This is a genomic window from Streptacidiphilus melanogenes, from assembly GCF_000787835.1.
GTDB classification, from domain to species: domain Bacteria; phylum Actinomycetota; class Actinomycetes; order Streptomycetales; family Streptomycetaceae; genus Streptacidiphilus; species Streptacidiphilus melanogenes.
In genome coordinates, this window is record NZ_BBPP01000014.1 from 77,806 (window position 1) to 95,460 (window position 17,655).

The 17,655-nt window shown below is 71.9% G+C and carries 18 protein-coding genes, 1 tRNA gene and 1 pseudogene; 13 read left to right on the plus strand and 7 right to left on the minus strand.

Annotated features, from left to right (window positions below):
- Positions 1 to 46: 46 nt before the first annotated feature.
- Positions 47 to 400, minus strand: coding sequence for a DUF1844 domain-containing protein (locus tag TR49_RS17460; RefSeq protein WP_042382755.1), 354 nt, complete (start codon positions 398 to 400; stop codon positions 47 to 49).
- Between the two features lie 361 nt (positions 401 to 761).
- On the opposite strand from TR49_RS17460, the gene infC reads away from it, so the two are divergent.
- The 9 genes from infC (at position 762) to TR49_RS17505 (ending at position 10,004) form a co-directional block, all read left to right on the plus strand.
- Positions 762 to 1,595: a translation initiation factor IF-3 gene (gene infC, locus TR49_RS17465; RefSeq protein ID WP_084724982.1), complete on the plus strand. Its 834-nt coding sequence runs from the start codon at positions 762 to 764 to the stop codon at positions 1,593 to 1,595.
- A gap of 134 nt (positions 1,596 to 1,729) precedes the next feature.
- Positions 1,730 to 1,924, plus strand: coding sequence for a 50S ribosomal protein L35 (gene rpmI / locus TR49_RS17470; RefSeq protein ID WP_042364316.1), 195 nt, complete (start codon positions 1,730 to 1,732; stop codon positions 1,922 to 1,924).
- A gap of 92 nt (positions 1,925 to 2,016) precedes the next feature.
- Entirely contained in the window at positions 2,017 to 2,409 is a 393-nt protein-coding gene (gene rplT, locus TR49_RS17475; protein WP_042364317.1) for a 50S ribosomal protein L20, read from the plus strand.
- Positions 2,410 to 2,543: 134 nt separating this feature from the next.
- The gene (locus tag TR49_RS17480; RefSeq protein ID WP_042382863.1) at positions 2,544 to 3,410 is read left to right on the plus strand and encodes a TrmH family RNA methyltransferase; all 867 of its coding nucleotides are present in this window, start codon (positions 2,544 to 2,546) and stop codon (positions 3,408 to 3,410) included.
- Positions 3,411 to 3,639: 229 nt separating this feature from the next.
- On the plus strand, positions 3,640 to 4,755 hold the full coding sequence (locus TR49_RS17485) for a sensor histidine kinase (RefSeq protein WP_042382758.1): 1,116 nt from the start codon (positions 3,640 to 3,642) through the stop codon (positions 4,753 to 4,755).
- Between the two features lie 104 nt (positions 4,756 to 4,859).
- Entirely contained in the window at positions 4,860 to 5,969 is a 1,110-nt protein-coding gene (pheS, locus tag TR49_RS17490) for a phenylalanine--tRNA ligase subunit alpha (RefSeq protein WP_042382759.1), read from the plus strand.
- Positions 5,969 to 8,488: a phenylalanine--tRNA ligase subunit beta gene (gene pheT, locus TR49_RS17495; protein ID WP_042382760.1), complete on the plus strand. Its 2,520-nt coding sequence runs from the start codon at positions 5,969 to 5,971 to the stop codon at positions 8,486 to 8,488. The genes pheS and pheT overlap by 1 nt, the downstream gene beginning before the upstream one ends.
- 129 nt (positions 8,489 to 8,617) lie before the next feature.
- Positions 8,618 to 9,076, plus strand: coding sequence for a MarR family winged helix-turn-helix transcriptional regulator (locus TR49_RS17500; protein WP_042382761.1), 459 nt, complete (start codon positions 8,618 to 8,620; stop codon positions 9,074 to 9,076).
- A gap of 61 nt (positions 9,077 to 9,137) precedes the next feature.
- On the plus strand, positions 9,138 to 10,004 hold the full coding sequence (locus TR49_RS17505; RefSeq protein ID WP_042382763.1) for a HipA family kinase: 867 nt from the start codon (positions 9,138 to 9,140) through the stop codon (positions 10,002 to 10,004).
- 71 nt (positions 10,005 to 10,075) lie between these two features.
- Here the strand turns inward: TR49_RS17505 and TR49_RS17510 are convergent, their stop codons facing one another.
- The gene (locus TR49_RS17510; RefSeq protein ID WP_042382765.1) at positions 10,076 to 10,363 is read right to left on the minus strand and encodes a hypothetical protein; all 288 of its coding nucleotides are present in this window, start codon (positions 10,361 to 10,363) and stop codon (positions 10,076 to 10,078) included.
- A 78-nt stretch (positions 10,364 to 10,441) separates the two neighbouring features.
- On the opposite strand from TR49_RS17510, the gene TR49_RS17515 reads away from it, so the two are divergent.
- Positions 10,442 to 11,434 carry a 2-dehydropantoate 2-reductase gene (locus TR49_RS17515; protein ID WP_042382767.1) on the plus strand — a complete coding sequence of 331 codons (993 nt, stop codon included), beginning with the start codon at positions 10,442 to 10,444 and terminating at the stop codon, positions 11,432 to 11,434.
- Between the two features lie 142 nt (positions 11,435 to 11,576).
- Positions 11,577 to 12,386, plus strand: coding sequence for a class I SAM-dependent methyltransferase (locus TR49_RS17520; protein ID WP_042382769.1), 810 nt, complete (start codon positions 11,577 to 11,579; stop codon positions 12,384 to 12,386).
- A gap of 421 nt (positions 12,387 to 12,807) precedes the next feature.
- Here TR49_RS17520 and TR49_RS17525 read toward each other — a convergent pair whose 3' ends face one another.
- The 4 genes from TR49_RS17525 to rfbA all read right to left on the minus strand — a co-directional run bounded on the left by TR49_RS17525 (position 12,808) and on the right by rfbA (position 15,183).
- The gene (locus TR49_RS17525; protein WP_042382771.1) at positions 12,808 to 13,542 is read right to left on the minus strand and encodes a DUF7873 family protein; all 735 of its coding nucleotides are present in this window, start codon (positions 13,540 to 13,542) and stop codon (positions 12,808 to 12,810) included.
- Positions 13,543 to 13,571: 29 nt separating this feature from the next.
- Positions 13,572 to 13,652 (minus strand) — tRNA-Tyr (locus TR49_RS42885).
- Between the two features lie 23 nt (positions 13,653 to 13,675).
- On the minus strand, positions 13,676 to 14,311 hold the full coding sequence (locus tag TR49_RS17530) for a dTDP-4-dehydrorhamnose 3,5-epimerase family protein (RefSeq protein WP_042382773.1): 636 nt from the start codon (positions 14,309 to 14,311) through the stop codon (positions 13,676 to 13,678).
- Positions 14,311 to 15,183: a glucose-1-phosphate thymidylyltransferase RfbA gene (rfbA, locus tag TR49_RS17535; RefSeq protein ID WP_042382864.1), complete on the minus strand. Its 873-nt coding sequence runs from the start codon at positions 15,181 to 15,183 to the stop codon at positions 14,311 to 14,313. Before rfbA ends, TR49_RS17530 begins: the two co-directional genes overlap by 1 nt.
- 146 nt (positions 15,184 to 15,329) lie before the next feature.
- On the opposite strand from rfbA, the gene rfbB reads away from it, so the two are divergent.
- Both rfbB and rfbD read left to right on the plus strand, forming a co-directional pair.
- Entirely contained in the window at positions 15,330 to 16,316 is a 987-nt protein-coding gene (rfbB, locus tag TR49_RS17540; protein WP_042382775.1) for a dTDP-glucose 4,6-dehydratase, read from the plus strand.
- A gap of 68 nt (positions 16,317 to 16,384) precedes the next feature.
- Complete coding sequence (gene rfbD, locus TR49_RS17545) at positions 16,385 to 17,245, plus strand: dTDP-4-dehydrorhamnose reductase (protein WP_042382866.1); 861 nt, start codon at positions 16,385 to 16,387, stop codon at positions 17,243 to 17,245.
- A 245-nt stretch (positions 17,246 to 17,490) separates the two neighbouring features.
- Here rfbD and TR49_RS17550 read toward each other — a convergent pair.
- Positions 17,491 to 17,655, minus strand: a pseudogene (locus TR49_RS17550) (N-acetyltransferase); the annotation flags it as partial.

Here is a 17,655-nt window from a genome sequence, read left to right on the forward strand (position 1 = left end):
GCGCCCCTGAGCCGGTGCCACTCCCCGTGGTCGGAGAGGTGACGGCTCAGCTGTAGACCGGGCCGGTGAACTTCTCGCCCGGGCCGGCGCCCGGGGCGTCCGGGACGAGGGAGGCTTCGCGGAAGGCCAGCTGGAGGCTCTTGAGGCCGTCCCGCAGCGGTGCCGCGTGGAAGTTGCTGATCTCCGGCGCGCCCGCGGTGACCAGGCCGGCCAGCGCGGTGATGAGCTTGCGGGCCTCGTCGAGATCCTTGTGCGCCTCGCCGCCCTCCGCGAGTCCCAGGTTCACCGCGGCGGCGCTCATCAGGTGGACGGCGACGGTCGTGATGACCTCGACGGCGGGGACGTCGGCGATGTCGCGCGTGAGGTCGTCGAAGTCGGGGGAGGGGGTCGCGTCGCTCATGGGTCTCATTCCAGAAGAACTGATGTCTCCCCGCAGTCTGCCGGAACCACCCCCGCGAGCGGGAATTCTGCGGTATCGCGTGACGCTGCTATGCTTGCAAGCTGAGACCGGCCAGGTACCGCTCTGCCGTCCGTACGGCTGACGCAGTCCCGGCCCGCAAGTGGAGGCTCCGACTTCCCACCCGCATCGACCTCACGGTCGTCGGGTCAATGGTCCAGACGATGTGGTTCGTCGCGCCGCTGTCGCGGCGGCGTTCCGCAGAGTCGGTTGTGCCATGGATGGAGCTCCGCCTGCGCGTCATGCGGGGCTTTTTTCGTGCCCGCGGTGCACTGTCAGCAGGTACCGCGGCACGAATGAAGCTCTGTGTGGCGGTACCCAGCCAGCGAACGCGGCTGCCGCCCGGCAAGCCGCGGGGTGCAACCGAGGAGGATCCATCAGCACCGAGCCCCGCATCAACGACCGGATTCGCGTCCCCGAGGTGCGACTCGTCGGTCCTAGCGGCGAGCAGGTCGGCATTGTGCCGCTTGCCAAGGCGCTTGAGCTCGCGCAGGAGTACGACCTCGACCTGGTCGAGGTCGCTGCGACCGCACGCCCGCCGGTGTGCAAGCTCATGGACTACGGCAAGTTCAAGTACGAGTCGGCGATGAAGGCCCGTGAGGCGCGGAAGAACCAGGCGCACACGGTCATCAAGGAGATGAAGCTCCGGCCGAAGATCGACCCGCACGACTACGAGACCAAGAAGGGTCACGTCGTTCGGTTCCTCAAGCAGGGCGACAAGGTCAAGATCACGATCATGTTCCGTGGCCGTGAGCAGTCCCGCCCCGAGCTGGGCTTTCGACTGCTGCAGCGTCTGGCGGAGGACGTGCAGGACCTCGGCTTCGTCGAGTCCTCGCCGAAGCAGGACGGCCGAAACATGATCATGGTTCTCGGTCCGCACAAGAAGAAGACCGAGGCCATGGCCGAGGCCCGCGAGGCCCAGGCCGCCCGCAAGGCCGCGGCGCAGGCCGGTGTCACCCCGCGTCGTCAGGGCGGTGCCGACGACGAGGCGGCCGACGAGGTCGAGGCTGTCGACGACGCGGCCGACGAGGTCGAGGCTGTCGACGAGGCCACCCCGGCCCCGGTGGAGGAGCAGCCCGAGGCTGCGGACGACACCGAGACACCGGCTCCGGCCGGCACGGAGGCTGCGGCCGGCTGATCGCCGGACGCGCCTGCACCACCCGGCTCTCCGAGTGCCCACCCGGAGAGTCCCTGTCAGAAACGAAGCGCTCCCGCTCGGGCCGCCGCGAGGCGGAACGGGCGGGAGCGGACCGACGAGGAGAGTACGGCGACATGCCGAAGAACAAGACGCACTCCGGTGCCAGCAAGCGCTTCAAGCTCACCGGCTCCGGCAAGGTCCTGCGCCAGCGCGCCGGTCGCCGTCACCTGCTCGAGCACAAGTCGTCGACGCTGACCCGCCGTCTGGCCGGCACCGTCGAGGCTGCCCCCGCCGACGCGAAGAAGATCAAGAAGCTTCTCGGCAAGTGATCGCAGCCCCTCGGGGCCTGCTGATCCTTTTCGACCACATCAGTAACCGGGCCGTGTGACACCCACCGCGGTCCCTTTGAAGGAGTAATAACGTGGCACGCGTCAAGCGGGCAGTGAACGCCCACAAGAAGCGCCGGGTCATCCTCGAGCTGGCGAGCGGTTACCGTGGCCAGCGCTCGCGCCTGTACCGCAAGGCGAAGGAGCAGGTCACCCACTCGTTCGTCTACAACTACAACGACCGTAAGAAGCGCAAGGGCGACTTCCGTCAGCTCTGGATCCAGCGCATCAACGCGGCCGCCCGCGCGAACGGCATGACCTACAACCGCCTGATCCAGGGCCTGAAGGCTGCCAACATCGAGATCGACCGCAAGATGCTGGCCGAGCTGGCCGTCAACGACTCCGCCGCGTTCGAGGCGCTGGTCGAGGCCGCCCGCAAGGCGCTGCCGGCCGACGTCAACGCGCCGAAGGCCGACGCCGCCGCCTGAGTGACTGCCGCGGTAGCGCAGTAGCACCTCCCACCCGCAGGGTGGAAGCAACCGGGCCCGCAGGGGGTGACCCCCTGCGGGCCTGACCCGTTCTATGGCTGAACCCCTCAGGCCCCGGAGTGATGATCACCGCGATGTCCCTGCCGCACCCGTCGTCCCAGCCCGAGCTCACCTCCCTGCGCTCGCCCCGGGTCAACGCCGCCCGGCGGCTCTCCCGCCGAGCCCAGCGCGGCAAGGAGCGGCGCTTCCTCGCCGAGGGCCCGCAGGCCGTGCGCGAGGCCGTGGACTTCGGCACGCTCCCGGACGGCAGCCACTCCGTGGTGGAGATCTACACCACCCTCGAGGCGGCCGAGCGCCACGCCGACCTCCTCGCCCGGGCCCGGGCCGAGCGGGTGCCGGTGCTGACCGCCACCGACGAGGTCATCGCCGCGGTGTGCGACACGGTGACGCCGCAGGGCATCGTCGCCATCTGCCGCTTCGTCGACACGTCCTTCGAGGCCGTGCTCGCAGCCAAGCCCAAACTGGTCGCCCTGCTCGCCAACGTCCGCGACCCCGGCAACGCCGGCACGGTGCTGCGGACGGCCGACGCGGCCGGAGCGGATGCCGTCGTGCTGACCGACGCCTCCGTCGACCTCTACAACCCCAAGGCCGTGCGAGCCTCCGTCGGCAGCCTCTACCACCTGCCCGTGGCCGTCGGCGTGCCCGTCGAGCAGGCCGTCGCCGGGCTGCGCGAGGCCGGCATCCGGGTCCTGGCCGCGGACGGCGCGGGCGAGCGCGACCTCGACGCGGAGCTGGACGAGGGCACCCTCGGCGCCCCGACCGCGTGGCTCTTCGGCAACGAGGCGTGGGGCCTGCCCGAGGCCACCCGCAAGCTCGCGGACGAGGTGGTGCGGGTGCCGATCCACGGCCACGCCGAGTCGCTGAACCTCGCCACGGCCGCCGCCGTCTGCCTGTACGCCTCCGCGCGCGCCCAGCGTGCGCCCGCAGGGTGTCGCTCCTGACTGCCGTGGGTAGGGCCGTCTTCGCTAGGGTCTGTCTTCGAGCCCCCACCAGGCCCGGCCCGCCTGGCACGGCCACCTGCTGCGTTGTCGAATCGCCCGAGTACGTCCGGTACGAGGCCGATCCCCCGCCTTGCAGTTGACCGCTCCATCCGGCCCGGACTGATCTGGCGCGGGCTCGAAGGCAGACCCTAGGGTGACCATTCCGAGGGTTGGGGGAGGAGGCGAGCCGATGACGAGTCAGTTCCCGCGCCAGCGTGTCGCGTCCGTGACCTCATCGAACGTCTCGCTCGATCCGGAGGATCTCCCCGACGGGTTGCTGGTCGCCGACGAGACCGGCTGCGTGGTCGTCTTCAACGGCGCCGCGGCGCGGGTCACCGGGCTGTCCGCGGAGAACGTCCTCGGCCGCCCGCTGGAGGAGGCCCTGCCGCTGGAGGATCTCGAGGGCCGTCGCTGGTGGCAGCTCACCGACCCCTACGGTGGGCTCGACATCCGCACCCGGCAGCCCGAGCGCAACCTGCTGCTGCCCGGTCCCGGCGGCCGGGAGGTCCTCGTCTCCGTGCGCTACGTGCGCGACGGGCGCGGGCCGGTGCAGCGCGTCGTCGTCGCGCTGCGAGGCACCGAGGCGCGGCGCCGGACCGAGCGCAGCCACGCGGAGCTGATCGCCACCGTCGCGCACGAGCTGCGCTCCCCGCTGACGAGCGTCAAGGGCTTCACCGCGACCTTGCTGCAGAAGTGGGAGCGGTTCACCGAGGACCAGAAGAAGCTGATGCTGGAGACGGTCGACGCGGACGCGAACCGGGTCACCCGTCTGATCGCGGAACTGCTCGACATCTCCCGCATCGACTCGGGCCGCCTGGAGGTGCGCCGCCAGCCCGTGCGTCTGGACACCGCGGTGCGGCGCCACGTCGACGGGCTCGTCGCCGCGGGCGTTCCGGAGGAACGTTTCGAAGTGCGGGTCGGCGAGCCGCTGCCGCTGCTGTGGGCGGACTCGGACAAGATCGACCAGGTGCTGGGGAACCTGCTGGAAAATGCCGTGCGGCACGGCGAGGGCACTGTCACCATCGATGTCGAACCCGCGAAGTCCGAGGAGGCTTCGGGCCGGGTGCGCGAAGGGACGGCGGTGACGGTGAGCGACCAGGGGCCAGGCATCCCCGAGGAGTCGATCCCGCGCGTCTTCACCCGCTTCTGGCGCGGCAGCAAGCGCGGCGGCACGGGCCTGGGCCTCTACATCGTCAAGGGCATCGTCGAGGCGCACGGCGGGACGATCCGTGTCGACCGCGGGCCCGAGGGCGGTGCGAGTTTCCGATTTATTCTGCCGCCGGGGATTCCTGAGGTTCTGGCGTAATCCACGGCGCGCGCACGGCCCTGCACGGACGGCGAACCGTCCGACTTCGGCAACCCATTAGACTCAAGTTTTGGCCGCGCGTCGCCGCAAATGGGAAGAGAGAGATGTCCGCACCCAACAAGTCGTACGACCCCGTGGAGGTCGAGGCTCTGAAGCCGGAGGAGATCGAGCGTCTGCGCGACGAGGCGCTTGCCGCCTTCGCCGCCGCCACGGACCTCGACGCTCTGCACGAGGCCAAGGTCGCGCACATGGGGGACCGCTCCCCGCTCGCGCTCGCCAACCGTGAGATCGGCGCGCTGCCGCCGGCCGCGAAGGCCGAGGCCGGCAAGCGCGTCGGCGCCGCCCGGGGCGGGGTCAACAAGGCGTTCGCCGCGCGCAAGGTCGAGCTCGAGGCCGAGCGCGACGCGCGCGTGCTGGTCGAGGAGGCCGTGGACGTCACGCTGCCCTACGACCGCGCCCCGCGCGGTGGCCGGCACCCGCTGACGACCTTCGCCGAGCGGCTGATGGACGTCTTCACGGCCATGGGTTACTCCGTCGCCGAGGGCCCCGAGGTCGAGGCCGAGTGGCTGAACTTCGACGCGCTCAACATGGGCCCGGACCACCCGGCGCGCTCCACCCAGGACACCTTCTTCCTCAAGGACGCCGACTCCGTCGTCCTGCGCACGCACACCTCCGGCGTGCAGATCCGTTCACTGCTGGCCGCCGCCGAGCCGCCGGTCTATGTGATCTGCCCCGGCCGCGTCTTCCGCAGCGACGAGCTGGACGCCACGCACACCCCCGTCTTCAACCAGGTCGAGCTGCTCGCCGTGGACGAGGGCCTGACCATGGCGGACCTGAAGGGCACGCTCGACCACATGGTCGAGTCGCTCTTCGGCGAGGGCATCTCCACCCGCCTGCGCCCGAACTACTTCCCCTTCACCGAGCCGTCCGCCGAGATGGACATGGTCTGCTTCGTCTGCCGCGGCGAGTCCGTCGGCAACCCGGACCGTCCCTGCCGGACCTGCTCCTCCGAGGGCTGGATCGAGCTCGGCGGCTGCGGCATGGTCAACCCGCGCGTGCTGGTCGCCTGCGGCATCGACCCCAACAAGTACAGCGGCTTCGCGTTCGGCTTCGGCATCGAGCGCATGCTCATGTTCCGGCACAACGTCGAGGACATGCGAGACATCGTCGAGGGTGACGTGCGCTTCACCCTCCCGTTCGGGATGGAGATCTGATGCGCGTCCCGCTTTCCTGGCTGCGGGAGTACGTCGACCTCCCTGCTGGCGAGACCGGCCGAGACATCCAGGCCAAGCTGATCCGCGCCGGCCTCGAGGTCGAGGGCGTCGAGCAGCTCGGCGCCGACCTCAAGGGCCCGCTGGTCGTCGGCCACGTCCTCGCGATCGAGGAGCTCACCGAGTTCAAGAAGCCGATCCGCTACTGCCAGGTGGACGTCGGCGACGCCAACGGCACCGGCGAGCCGCAGAACATCGTCTGCGGCGCGCGGAACTTCGCCGTCGGCGACAAGGTCGTCGTGGTGCTGCCGGGCGCGGTGCTGCCCGGCCCGTTCCCGATCGCCGCACGCCAGACCTACGGCAAGACCTCCGAGGGCATGATCTGCTCGGCCCGCGAGCTGGGCATGGGCGACGACCACGACGGCATCATCGTGCTGCCGCCGGAGTACGAGCCCGGCACCGACGCGATCGAGCTGCTGGAGCTGGTCGACGAGGTGCTCGACATCGCCGTCACCGCCGACCGCGGCTACTGCCTGTCGCTGCGCGGCGTCGCCCGGGAGACGGCCATCGCGTTCGACCTGCCGCTGCGCGACCCGGCCCTGATCGACGTGCCGCCGGCCAACTCCTACGGCCCGCTGGTCAAGGTCGAGGACCAGGCCGGCTGCGACCGCTTCGTCGCGCGCAGCGTCGTCGGCGTCGACCCGGCTGCGAAGTCGCCGATCTGGATGCAGCGCCGGATCCAGAAGGCGGGCATGCGCCCGATCTCGCTGGCCGTCGACATCACCAACTACGTGATGCTCGAGATGGGCCAGCCGCTGCACGCCTACGACCGGCACCGCATCGACGGTGCGATCACCGTCCGTCGTGCGAACGCGGGGGAGAAGCTGCGCACGCTGGACGGCGTGGAGCGCACCCTCGACGCCGAGGACCTGCTGATCTGCGACAACGCGGGTCCCATCGGCATCGCCGGCGTCATGGGCGGGGCGGGCACCGAGATCGCCGACCCGGTGGTCGACCCGGAGACGGGCGAGGTCACCGGCACCAGCGAGATCGTCATCGAGGCCGCGCACTTCGCGCCGGTCTCGATCGCCCGCAGCGCGCGCCGCCACAAGCTGCCCTCCGAGGCGGCCAAGCGCTTCGAGCGCGGCGTCGACCCGGAGGCCACCAAGGCCGCCGCGCAGCGCGCCGTGGACCTGCTGGTCCTGGTCGCGGGCGGCACCGCCGAGGCGGGCGTGACCGACATCGTCGCGCCGCACCCGGTGCACTCGATCTCCATCGCCGCCGATCTCCCGGACCGCGTCGCGGGACAGGAGTACGGCCGCGAGACCGTCGTCCGCCGCCTCCAGGAGGTCGGCTGCACGGTCGTCGGCAGCGACGTCCTCGTGGTAACCCCGCCGACCTGGCGTCCCGACCTGACCGACCCGAACGACCTCTGCGAGGAGGTCATCCGGCTCGAGGGCTACGAGAACCTGCCCTCCACGCTGCCGGACGTCCCCGCGGGCCGCGGTCTGACGGAGGCGCAGCGCCTGCGTCGCCGCATCGGTGTGGCGCTGGCCTCGTCCGGCCAGGTCGAGGTGCAGAACTACCCGTTCATCGGCGAGGCCGTCCTGGACGCCCTCGGCATCGAGGCGGGCGACCCGCGCCGCGAGACGGTGAAGATCGCCAACCCGATCTCGCACGAGGAGCCGTCCCTCCGCACCACGCTGCTGCCGGGTCTGCTCGGCGCGCTGCACCGCAACGTCGGCCGTGGCACCACGGACGTGGCGCTGTTCGAGCTCGGCCGGGTCTTCCGTGTCGACGGCACCGCGGAGACGCTGTACCACGCGCCGCGCCTGCCGGTCGACCGCCGTCCCACCGGGGACGAGATCGCGCAGCTGGACGCGGCCCTGCCGCGTCAGCCGTACCGGGTCGGCGCGGTGTTCGCAGGTCACCGCGACCCGCAGGGCTGGTGGGGCAAGCCGCAGGCGTGGACCTGGGCCGACGCCGTCGAGGCGGCGCGGACCGTCGCGGACGCGGCGGGCGTGTCGCTGACGGTCCGCCAGGACCAGCACACCCCGTGGCACCCGGGCCGCTGCGCCGCGCTCTACGTCGGTGAGCAGCTGGTCGGCCACGCGGGCGAGCTGCACCCGCGCGTCGTCAAGTCCCTGAACCTGCCGGAGCGCACCTGCGCGATGGAGCTGGATCTGGACCTGCTGACGGCGGGCGGCGCGGTGAAAGCCGAGGGTCCGAAGATCTCCACCTTCCCGGTGGCGACGCAGGACGTGGCGCTGATCGTCGACGACGCCGTCAAGGCCGCCGACGTCGAGGCCGCGCTCCGCGCGGGCGCGGGGTCGCTGCTCGAGTCGCTGCGGCTGTTCGACGTCTACCGGGGCGAGAGCGTCGGCGAGGGCAGGAAGTCCCTGGCCTACGCGCTCCGCTTCCGTGCGGCGGACCGCACGCTCACGGCGGACGAGGCCTCCGCGGCCCGCGAGTCGGCCGTCGCCGAGGCCGCCACCCGCGTGGGCGCGACGCTCCGGGGCTGACGCCCGGCACACCGAGGCCCGCTCTTTCCCTCTGGGGGAGGAGCGGGCCTTTGTGCACTCTGAGCTCGCCCCTGGACCGTGCAACTTAATCGGTACTTGAGTCCTCAAGTTTCTGTTAGCGTTCGGGTCATGCCAGACCCGCTCGACACCGCACTGCGTCTCACCCGCGCCCATGCGGCCATGGTGAAGCAGCTCGACTCCGTCCTTTCCAACCGGCACGGCATCAGCTATGCCGACCTGCAGATCCTGCTGCACCTCGGTGCGGCCGAGCGCGGCCGCCTGCGCAGGGTGGACCTCGCCGCGGCGTTGGGGCTGACCGCGTCCGGGGTGACGCGGGCGCTCGGGCCGCTGGAGCGGATCGGGTTGGTGGAGCGGGAGAAGGACCCCCGTGACGCGCGGGTCGCGTACGCCGCGCTGACCGGGACCGGGCGGGGGCTGCTGGCGGAGATGACCGCCAGCGCGGAGGAGGTGGCCGAGGACTGGTTCACGGCCAGCTGCACCGGGGCCGAGGTGGACGTCCTGGGACGGCTGCTCGCCGGCCTCGGCGGGCGGGGCAGGCCGCGCGGGACGAGGGCGACCGATGCTTGACTGGGTGGATCTGCTGGTGGGCACGGGGTCCTGGCTCTGCGGGCGGAGGGAGGCGGAGAGGATGACCACGAACGGCGAGCTCGCCGAGGTGACCGCGCTGGACTACCTCGAGCCGCTGCGCACGGGCGGGTCGCTGCCCGCCGTCGTGGAGACGGACGACTGCGGGACCTACGTGGTGAAGTTCCACGCCGCCGCACAGGGGCGCAAGGCGCTGGTCGCCGAGGTGCTCGTCGGAGAGCTGGCCCGTCGGCTCGGGCTGCGCGTGCCGGAGCTGGTGCTGATCCGGTTCGACCCTGCCGTCTCCGCGCACGAGCCGGACCAGGAGGTCCAGGATCTGCACCGGGCGAGCGCGGGCCTGAACCTCGGCATGGACTACCTGCCGGGGGCCACCGACTTCACGCCCGGCCAGGACGGCGTCGACCTCACCCCCGCGGAGGCGGGCCGAGTGGTCTGGTTCGACGCACTCGTCGGCAACGTGGACCGGACCGTCCGCAACCCGAACCTGATGGTCTGGCACCGTCGGCTCTGGCTGATCGACCACGGCGCCGCGCTGATCTTCCACCACCGGTGGGAGGGCGCGGAGGAGGCCGTGGGCAAGGCGTACGACATGTCCGCGCACGCCCTCGGCGGCTACGCGCCGGACGTGCTCGCCGCGGACGCGGTGCTCGCGCCGCTGGTCACGGAGGGGCTGCTGCGCGAGGTCGCGGCCGAGGTCCCGGACGAGTGGCTGGCGTCCGAGCCCGGCTTCCCGGGCCCGGACGCGTTGCGGGACGCCTACGTGCGGCACTTGGCCGCACGCGTCGCCCGCTCCCAGGAGTGGATCCCGCGCTGCTTCGCCACCCCGGAGGAGCTCGCCGCCGCCGAGGCGGCGAAGCGTGCCCGCACCTTGGCCGGCCGCCCGGCCTGGCTGCAGCACGTACGCGGCTAGGGCCTCTCTTACGGATCATGCGGGGCGTGCCTGATCCGTGAGAGACGCCGTCGGGCCGGCCCCGTGAGGGGTCAGCCCCGGGTGGAGACGTGGAAGCAGGCCACGTCGTACTGCGAGTTGGGGCTGTAGTGCTGGCCGCCCGTGCCGCCGTTCGGAGTGTTGATGCCCGGTTCGTCGAAGGGCGAGCCCGGGGAGTTCGCCGCGTGGCCCGGCGTGGTGCCGCCGGCGCCCTCGATCATCTGGCAGTTCTGGCTCGGCGGGCCGGTGCCGTTGGGGTTGCCCGCGCCCGCCCACGCCGGGGCGGTGCCGGCCAGGCTCAGCAGAGTGACCAGCGACGCCGTCGCGATGATGCGCCGCATCCCGCTCGCCTCCTTTCCTGTGTGACGTGTGACGGCTCTTCCCGGGAGTACGCGCCGCGCAGGGGGTAGGTTCACGCCATGCGGATCACAGTGATAGGCGCGGGCGCGATCGGCGGGTTCATCGGCACGCGGCTGGCGGCGGCGAGTGTCGGAACGGCCGTGAACGCGGTCGCGCGCGGGGCGACGCACGCGGCGCTGGCGGAGCACGGCTGGCGGGTGCGGGAGGCCGACGGCACGCTGCTGACCGCACCGGTCGCCGCGCTCGCCGATTCCGCGGACCCGGGGTCCGTCGCCGCACTGGGGGAGCAGGACCTGGTCCTGCTCGCGGTGAAGGCGCAGGCACTGCCGGCCGTGCTGCCGGCGGTCACCCCGCTGCTCGGGCCGGAGACGGTCGTGATCCCGGCGCTGAACGGCGTGCCGTGGTGGTTCTTCGAGGGCTTCGGCGGACCGTGCCAGGGCCGCTCGCTCGACTCCGTCGACCCGGGCGGCCGCGCCTCCGCCGCGGTGCCGGTGCGGCACGTCGTCGGCAGCGTGGTGCACATGAGCTGCGCCACGCCGGAGCCGGGCCTGGTCCGGCACGCCGCCGGGACCGGGCTCATCCTCGGCGAGCCGGACCGCACCGAGTCGACGCGGCTTTCCGCGCTCGTGGAGCTGATGTGCGGCGCGGGGCTGGACGCGACGGCGTCCACGTCCATCCAGGCGGACATCTGGTACAAGCTCTGGGGCAACATGACCACCAACCCGATCTCCGCGCTGACCCGGGCGACCGCCGACCGGATCATCGACGACGAGCTGGTGCTGGCCTTCTGCCACGCCGCGATGCGGGAGGCGGCCGAGATCGGCGCCCGGATCGGCTGCCCGATCGGCGAGACCCCGGACGACCGCACCGCGGTGACCCGCAAACTGGGCGCCTTCCGCACCTCGATGCTCCAGGACATGGAGGCGGGACGGGAGCTGGAGCTGGACGCGCTGGTCGGCGCGGTTCGAGAGATCGGCCGCGTGGTCGAGGTCCCGACGCCGACCGTCGACGCGATCCTCGGACTCACCCGTCTCGCCGCGGCCTGCCGGTGACGACGCCCTGCCGGTACCGGCCGTCGACGACAGTTCGCCCCGACAGGTCGGAGTTGTGTCAAGACGCACCACGGCCAGGCGGCCGGATTGCTACGGTTCTACGGATGGACCGCCGGTGCCGAGGGTTCGGGTTGGGGACGCGATGAGCGATTACCTGTTGGCTGGTCAGGCTGGTCGAGCTACCGAGCTGGAGCTGGACCGCCTGCTGCTCCAGTCGGAGGTCTGGGAGCCGGCTGGCCGAAGGCTGCTGGAGCAGATCGGCGCCGACGGCCACGGCCGGCGCGCGCTCGACGTCGGCTGCGGAGCCCTCGGCTGGCTGCGGCTGCTCAGCTCCTGGTCGGGCGACACCGGCTCGGTGCTGGGTTCGGACATCGACAAGGCTCTGCTGGAGCGCGCCGCGGGCGTCGCCGAGCGCGACAAGCTGCTCAACGTGCGGCTGCTGGTGGACGACCTGTTCGTCTCCAAGCTGGAGCGGCACGGCTTCGACCTGGTCCACGCCCGGCTGATGCTCGCGCCGCTGGGCCGGGCGGAGGAGCAGCTCAGCAGTCACCTCTCCCTGCTGGCCCCCGGGGGCCTCCTCGCCCTGGAGGAGCCGGACTGTCGCACCTGGCGCTTCGAGGCCCCTGCGCCCGCCGCGGAGCGTGTCATCGAACTGCTGGCCCAGGCGTTTCGCACGGCCGGCGGCGACATGGACGCGGGTCGCAGGCTCCCCGAGCTGCTGCACGCGCGCGGTCTCAATCCGCGCGTCCGCACCGAGGTGCTGCAGCTCGCACCCGGGCACCCCTACCTGCGCATGCCGCTCGACATGGCCCAGGCGCTGCGCGAGCGCCTGGTCGCCTTCACCGACCCCGGCGAGTTGGACGTCCTGCTGGCCGAGGCGGAGACGGAGCTGGCCGCGCCCGGTCGGCGCGGCACCACGTTCACCATGGTCCAGTGCTGGGCCCGGGGCTGAGCTGGCGTCAGCGCGTCCGGGCATGAGTGAGACCCGGGAGCATATCCGGCTCCCGGGCCTCGTGGTGCCACCTCCGGAGGCGTCGGCACGTTTAAGAGTGCGGGTCATTCTCAAGTCGCCGTGTTCTGCCTTTGAACTACCTCCGCACGCTGGAGCGGAGAGCAGGAGTTGAACCTGCATCCGGCAAGTGCTGCCCGCACTCGGTCGATCCGACGCCGGGTGGCGGATGCTGAGTCTGGAGCGAGAGTCTGAGATTGATCGCGGCTGCCTCTACCGTCGTTGGGCTACCCCGGCGCGAAGTGCCGGGGGGAGGACTCGAACCTCCACTGGACCGCGTTCGTCACGACAAGCTTCAGCTTCAGCTTGCGCTCCTGGCGCACCCCGCCCACTGGGGGCGGGGAGTCTCTACAGATGATGCGAACTACGCGAAGAGGAACCCGAAGACCGCGTCACCGATTCGCTGATCCTGCACCTCCGTGCCGTTGGCCTCCTCACGGGCGAACTTGACCGCCTGCTGGAGCCGCTCGACCCGCTCCAGCAGTTCGTTGACCCGCCGGGCCGGCAGCGCACCGGAGAACTTCACCGTGGTCCAGTAACCGATCGTCACATCCTCGGTGTAGACGTCGACCTGGGCCGGGTGCTTCTCGGTGGCCTCCGCCTTCACGTGGTTGCGGTTGACCTTCTTGGTGCGGTTCGTCTTGACCGGCTCAGTCCGCCAGCTGTCGGTGGACTCGTCCCGGTTCCACGACTCGGCGGCGTCCAGCACCGGCAGCTTCTTGACGAAGGTGTGCAGGTCCACCAACTGCTTCTCCAGGAACAGCAGGTAGCTCACCGGCACCTGCGCCAGCAGCACCCGGCCGTCGACGTGCACGTCCGCGCGCGCCGCGCAGTTCGCCCAGTCCTTCGTCGCGGTGACGTCGAACAGGCGGGTCAGCGAGGCCGCGGTGGTGCGCAGCACGTCCTCCGCGTGGACCTGCACCCGCGTCGACTCCGGCGGGAACATCTCGCCTTCCTCGTCGCGCGGCTGGTAGGTCCGGGCGATGCCGGTCAACAGCGTGGCCTTCTGCACGTCGTGGTGGGCCTGGGTGAGATCGGCGAAGGCCTTGGCCTTGACGCCCTTCTCGACGGCGATGATCTGGTTCAGCCTGGTGCCCATGCGTGGTTCCCCCGTGGGTCGTTCTTCGTTGGTGCGCCGCCAGGGAATCGAACCCCGCGAGCCCGTAGGCCAGGGCTTTACAGGCCCCGTTGTGTCCCAGCACTCGACGCTCGGTGCGGGCGTCCTTGTGCCTCTACGACGTCCGCTGGGACGAGGTTAGGGAGAGGCGTTCCGGTACCGCCATCGAATTTCCCGCGTCCGTACCGGCGTCGTAGCGGGGGAGACGGTCGGCCGCGAGCAGGTCGGCGAGGCTCGGGGCGGCGGCGTCGCGGTCGGACAGGAGGGGCGTGGTGACGGGCCAGACGATGCCCAGGTCGGGGTCGAGCGGGTGGACGGTGTGCTCCCGCTGCGGCGCGTACGTCTCGGAGCAGAAGTAGACCACCGTGGTGTCGTCCGACAGGGAGCAGAAGCCGTGGCCGAGGCCCTCGGCCAGATGCACCGCGCGGCGGTCGACCGTGTCGAGCAGCACGGCGTCCCAGCGCCCGAACGTCGGCGAGCCGACGCGCAGGTCCACCACCACGTCCCAGGCCGCGCCCGTGACGCAGGCGACGTACTTGGCCTGGCCGGGCGGCACGTCGGCGAAGTGCACGCCGCGGACCACGTCGGCGGCGGAGACGGACAGGTTGGCCTGGGCGGTCGGGAACGGGCGGACGCCCGCCTCGGCGAGGCGGTCGGGCCGGTACCACTCCAGGAAGCTGCCGCGCGGGTCGGCGTGCTGCTGCGGGGTGATCTCCCAGGCGCCCTCGACGGCGAGTGGGCGGATCTTCATCACGAGCCTCCGGTGGCCAGCAGGTCCATCAGGTAGGTGCCGTAGCCGCTGCGCGTCAGCGGGCGGGCGAGCTCTTCCAGGCGCGCGTCGTCGATGTAGCCCATGCGCCAGGCGATCTCCTCGACGCAGCCGACCTTGAGGCCCTGCCGCTGCTCGATGACCCGCACGTACTCGGCGGCCTGGACCAGGGACTCGAAGGTCCCGGTGTCGAGCCAGACGGTGCCGCGGTCCAGCCGGCTCACGCGCAGCCGCCGCTCGTCCAGGTAGGCCCGGTTGAGGTCGGTGATCTCCAACTCGCCGCGGGCGCTGGGCCGCAGTTGCCGAGCCAGGTCGACCACGTCGTTGTCGTAGAAGTACAGCCCCGGCACCGCGTAACGGGAGCGCGGACGGGCGGGCTTCTCCTCGATCGAGAGCACCGTCCCGGTCTCGTCGAACTCGACGACGCCGAAGGCCGACGGGTCGGCGACCTGGTAGGCGAAGATGTGGCCGCCGTCCAGTCCCTTGTTCTCGGCCAGCCGGGTGCCGAGCCCGCTGCCGTGGAAGATGTTGTCGCCGAGAATCAGCGCCACGGCCTCGCCGCCGATGAAGTCGGCCCCGAGGACGAACGCCTGCGCGATGCCTTCGGGGCGTTCCTGCACCCGGTACTCCAGCCGGACGCCCCACTGGGAACCGTCGCCGAGGAGTCGGCGGAACTGCTCCTGGTCGTCGGGTGCGGTGAGCACCAGGATCTCCTGGATGCCCGCCATCAGCAGGGTGGCCAACGGGTAGTAGACCATCGGCTTGTCGTAGACGGGCATGAGCTGCTTGGACACGGACCGGGTCAGCGGCCACAACCTGCTGCCGGTGCCGCCCGCGAGAAGGATGCCGCGCATGTCGCACACGCTAGCGGGAGTTGATGGCGAATCAGGGGTGTTCGACAGATGCGGACGGATGTTCATCCGCCGCGCCGGACGTTCATCCACCGCGCGCGGGCGTTCCGCCCCGGGTGGGCGGGCGTTCTGCCTATGCTGGCGGCACTATGCGGATTCTGGTCACCGGCGGCGCCGGTTTCATCGGTTCGGAGTTCGTCCGGCAGACACTCACCGTGGCCGGGGCCCCGCTCCACGGCGCGCGCGTCACCGTCCTGGACAAGCTCACCTACTCGGGCGTGCGCGCCAATCTGGCCCCGGTCGAGGGCCATCCCGGGTTCACGTTCGTCGAGGGCGACATCTGCGACCCGCAGGTGGTCGACGAGGTGACCGCCGGGCAGGACGCGGTGGTGCACTTCGCCGCGGAGTCGCACGTCGACCGGTCGATCACCGGGGCGGTGCCCTTCGTCACCACGAACGTGCTGGGCACGCAGGTCCTGTTGGACGCAGCCCGGCGGCACCGGGTGGGCCGGTTCGTGCACGTCTCCACCGACGAGGTCTACGGCTCGATCACTGAGGGCTCCTGGACGGAGGACTGGCCGCTCGCGCCCAACTCCCCGTACGCGGCGTCGAAGGCCTCGTCGGACCTGATGGCCCTGGCCCACCACCGGACCCACGGCGCGGACGTCGTGGTGACGCGCTGCTCCAACAACTACGGGCCGTACCAGTTCCCGGAGAAGGTCATCCCGCTGTTCACGACCAACCTCCTGGACGGCGGCACGGTGCCGCTGTACGGGACGGGCGCCAACGTGCGGGACTGGCTGCACGTCCTTGACCACTGCCGCGGCATCGCCCTGGCGCTGCTCAAGGGCCGGGCCGGTGAGGTCTACCACCTGGGCGGAGGACGCGAGCTGACGAACCGTGAACTCACCGCCCTGCTGCTCGAAGCGACCGGCGCGGACTGGGACCGGGTCGTCCCGGTGGAGGACCGCAAGGGCCACGACCTGCGCTACTCCCTCGACATCGGCAAGGCAAGGCACGAGTTGGGCTACGAGCCCCAGGTCCGCTTCGAGCGGGGCCTGGCGGAGACCGTCGCCTGGTACCGCGAGAACCGCGCCTGGTGGGAGCCGCTCAAGCAGCGGGTGGCCGAGCAGTGACCGCGCCGGGGGGCGTATCGGGGGCCGTGCCGGGCGGCACACGCTGGCTGGTCACCGGGGTCGGAGGCATGCTCGGGCGGGACCTGTGCGCGGTGCTGGCGCAGGCGGGGGAGGGCCGGGTCACCGCGGCGGACCGCGCGGCCCTCGACGTCACCGACGCCTCGGCCGTGCGGGCCGCCGTCGCCGGGCACGACGTGGTCGTCAACTGCGCGGCGTACACGAACGTCGACGGGGCGGAGAGCGAGGCGTCGCGGGCCGACGCGGTGAACGGCCACGCGGTGGCCCTGCTCGCGGACGCGTGCGCGAGCAGCGGCGCGCGGCTGCTCCAGCTCTCCACGGACTACGTGCTGCCCGGCACCTCACCGGACCCGCAGCCGGAGGACGCGCCGACGGCCCCGCCGAACGCGTACGGCCGCGGCAAGCTGCTGGGCGAGCGGCTGCTCGCCCAGCGCCTGCCGGAGGCGGGCTACGTCGTCCGCACGGCCTGGCTCTACGGCGAGCACGGCGGGAACTTCGTCGCCACGATGCTGCGACTGGCCGCGGAGCGGCCCACCGTCGACGTCGTCGACGACCAGCACGGCCAGCCGACGTGGACGCTCCCGCTCGCCCGCCAACTCGTCGCTCTCGGTCGCTCCGCGATGGCGGGCGAGGCCCCGCCCGGCGTCTACCACGGCACGTCCTCGGGCCGTACCACCTGGCACGGCCTGGCCCGCGCCGTCTTCACCCACGCCGGGCTGGACCCCGAACGCGTCCGCCCGACCACCACCGCCGCCTTCCCCCGCCCGGCGGTCCGGCCGGCCTACAGCGTCCTCGCCCACGGCCGCTGGGCCGCCGCGGGCGTCGCGGCGCAGCCGGACTGGGAGGAGTCCCTCTCGCTCGCCCTGCGGCGGCCTGCGTTCCAGGCTCTGGCCGCGAGAGCCCGCGGCTGAGGCCTGCCACCCACCCAGGAGGCCCCGCCGGGACACCCCCAGCCGCGTCCGCTCCGGCCGGTCGGCGCCTCCGGCGGGGTGCCCCGGCATCGGCGTGGGGTCGATGCGACGGGTGCCCGCCTGAGTTCCCGCCGCAGGCCGGGCTGTGAGCTTTCGGGCGGAGAGCGCCGCGAGCCGGCTTCAGCCGGGGGAACGACACGGTTGCCTGCTCGCGGCGGGGCGGGGTGCGCCTGCCGGCGGGGGGCTCAGAGCTCGGTCAGCAGGCCGTCCGTCTCCTCGTAGCGGGCGCCCGTCATCGGGCACTGCCAGAGCCCGGGGCGGTCGGGGGATTCGGTGAGGCGGGAGCCCTCGCGGCCGACCCAGCCGATGCGGCGGGCCGGGACACCGGCCATGAGGGCGAAGGGCGGGAC

Bases quoted from the DNA above. Each gene is read 5' to 3' on its own strand.
- TR49_RS17460 (WP_042382755.1), bottom strand. From the start codon at position 400: ATGAGCGACGCGACCCCCTCCCCCGACTTCGACGACCTCACGCGCGAC.
- rpmI (WP_042364316.1), top strand. From the start codon at position 1,730: ATGCCGAAGAACAAGACGCACTCCGGTGCCAGCAAGCGCTTCAAGCTC.
- TR49_RS17480 (WP_042382863.1), top strand. From the start codon at position 2,544: ATGTCCCTGCCGCACCCGTCGTCCCAGCCCGAGCTCACCTCCCTGCGC.
- TR49_RS17485 (WP_042382758.1), top strand. From the start codon at position 3,640: ATGACGAGTCAGTTCCCGCGCCAGCGTGTCGCGTCCGTGACCTCATCG.
- pheS (WP_042382759.1), top strand. From the start codon at position 4,860: ATGTCCGCACCCAACAAGTCGTACGACCCCGTGGAGGTCGAGGCTCTG.
- pheT (WP_042382760.1), top strand. From the start codon at position 5,969: ATGCGCGTCCCGCTTTCCTGGCTGCGGGAGTACGTCGACCTCCCTGCT.
- TR49_RS17500 (WP_042382761.1), top strand. From the start codon at position 8,618: ATGCCAGACCCGCTCGACACCGCACTGCGTCTCACCCGCGCCCATGCG.
- TR49_RS17505 (WP_042382763.1), top strand. From the start codon at position 9,138: ATGACCACGAACGGCGAGCTCGCCGAGGTGACCGCGCTGGACTACCTC.
- TR49_RS17510 (WP_042382765.1), bottom strand. From the start codon at position 10,363: ATGCGGCGCATCATCGCGACGGCGTCGCTGGTCACTCTGCTGAGCCTG.
- TR49_RS17515 (WP_042382767.1), top strand. From the start codon at position 10,442: ATGCGGATCACAGTGATAGGCGCGGGCGCGATCGGCGGGTTCATCGGC.
- TR49_RS17520 (WP_042382769.1), top strand. From the start codon at position 11,577: ATGAGCGATTACCTGTTGGCTGGTCAGGCTGGTCGAGCTACCGAGCTG.
- TR49_RS17525 (WP_042382771.1), bottom strand. From the start codon at position 13,542: ATGGGCACCAGGCTGAACCAGATCATCGCCGTCGAGAAGGGCGTCAAG.
- TR49_RS17530 (WP_042382773.1), bottom strand. From the start codon at position 14,311: ATGAAGATCCGCCCACTCGCCGTCGAGGGCGCCTGGGAGATCACCCCG.
- rfbA (WP_042382864.1), bottom strand. From the start codon at position 15,183: ATGCGCGGCATCCTTCTCGCGGGCGGCACCGGCAGCAGGTTGTGGCCG.
- rfbB (WP_042382775.1), top strand. From the start codon at position 15,330: ATGCGGATTCTGGTCACCGGCGGCGCCGGTTTCATCGGTTCGGAGTTC.
- rfbD (WP_042382866.1), top strand. From the start codon at position 16,385: ATGCTCGGGCGGGACCTGTGCGCGGTGCTGGCGCAGGCGGGGGAGGGC.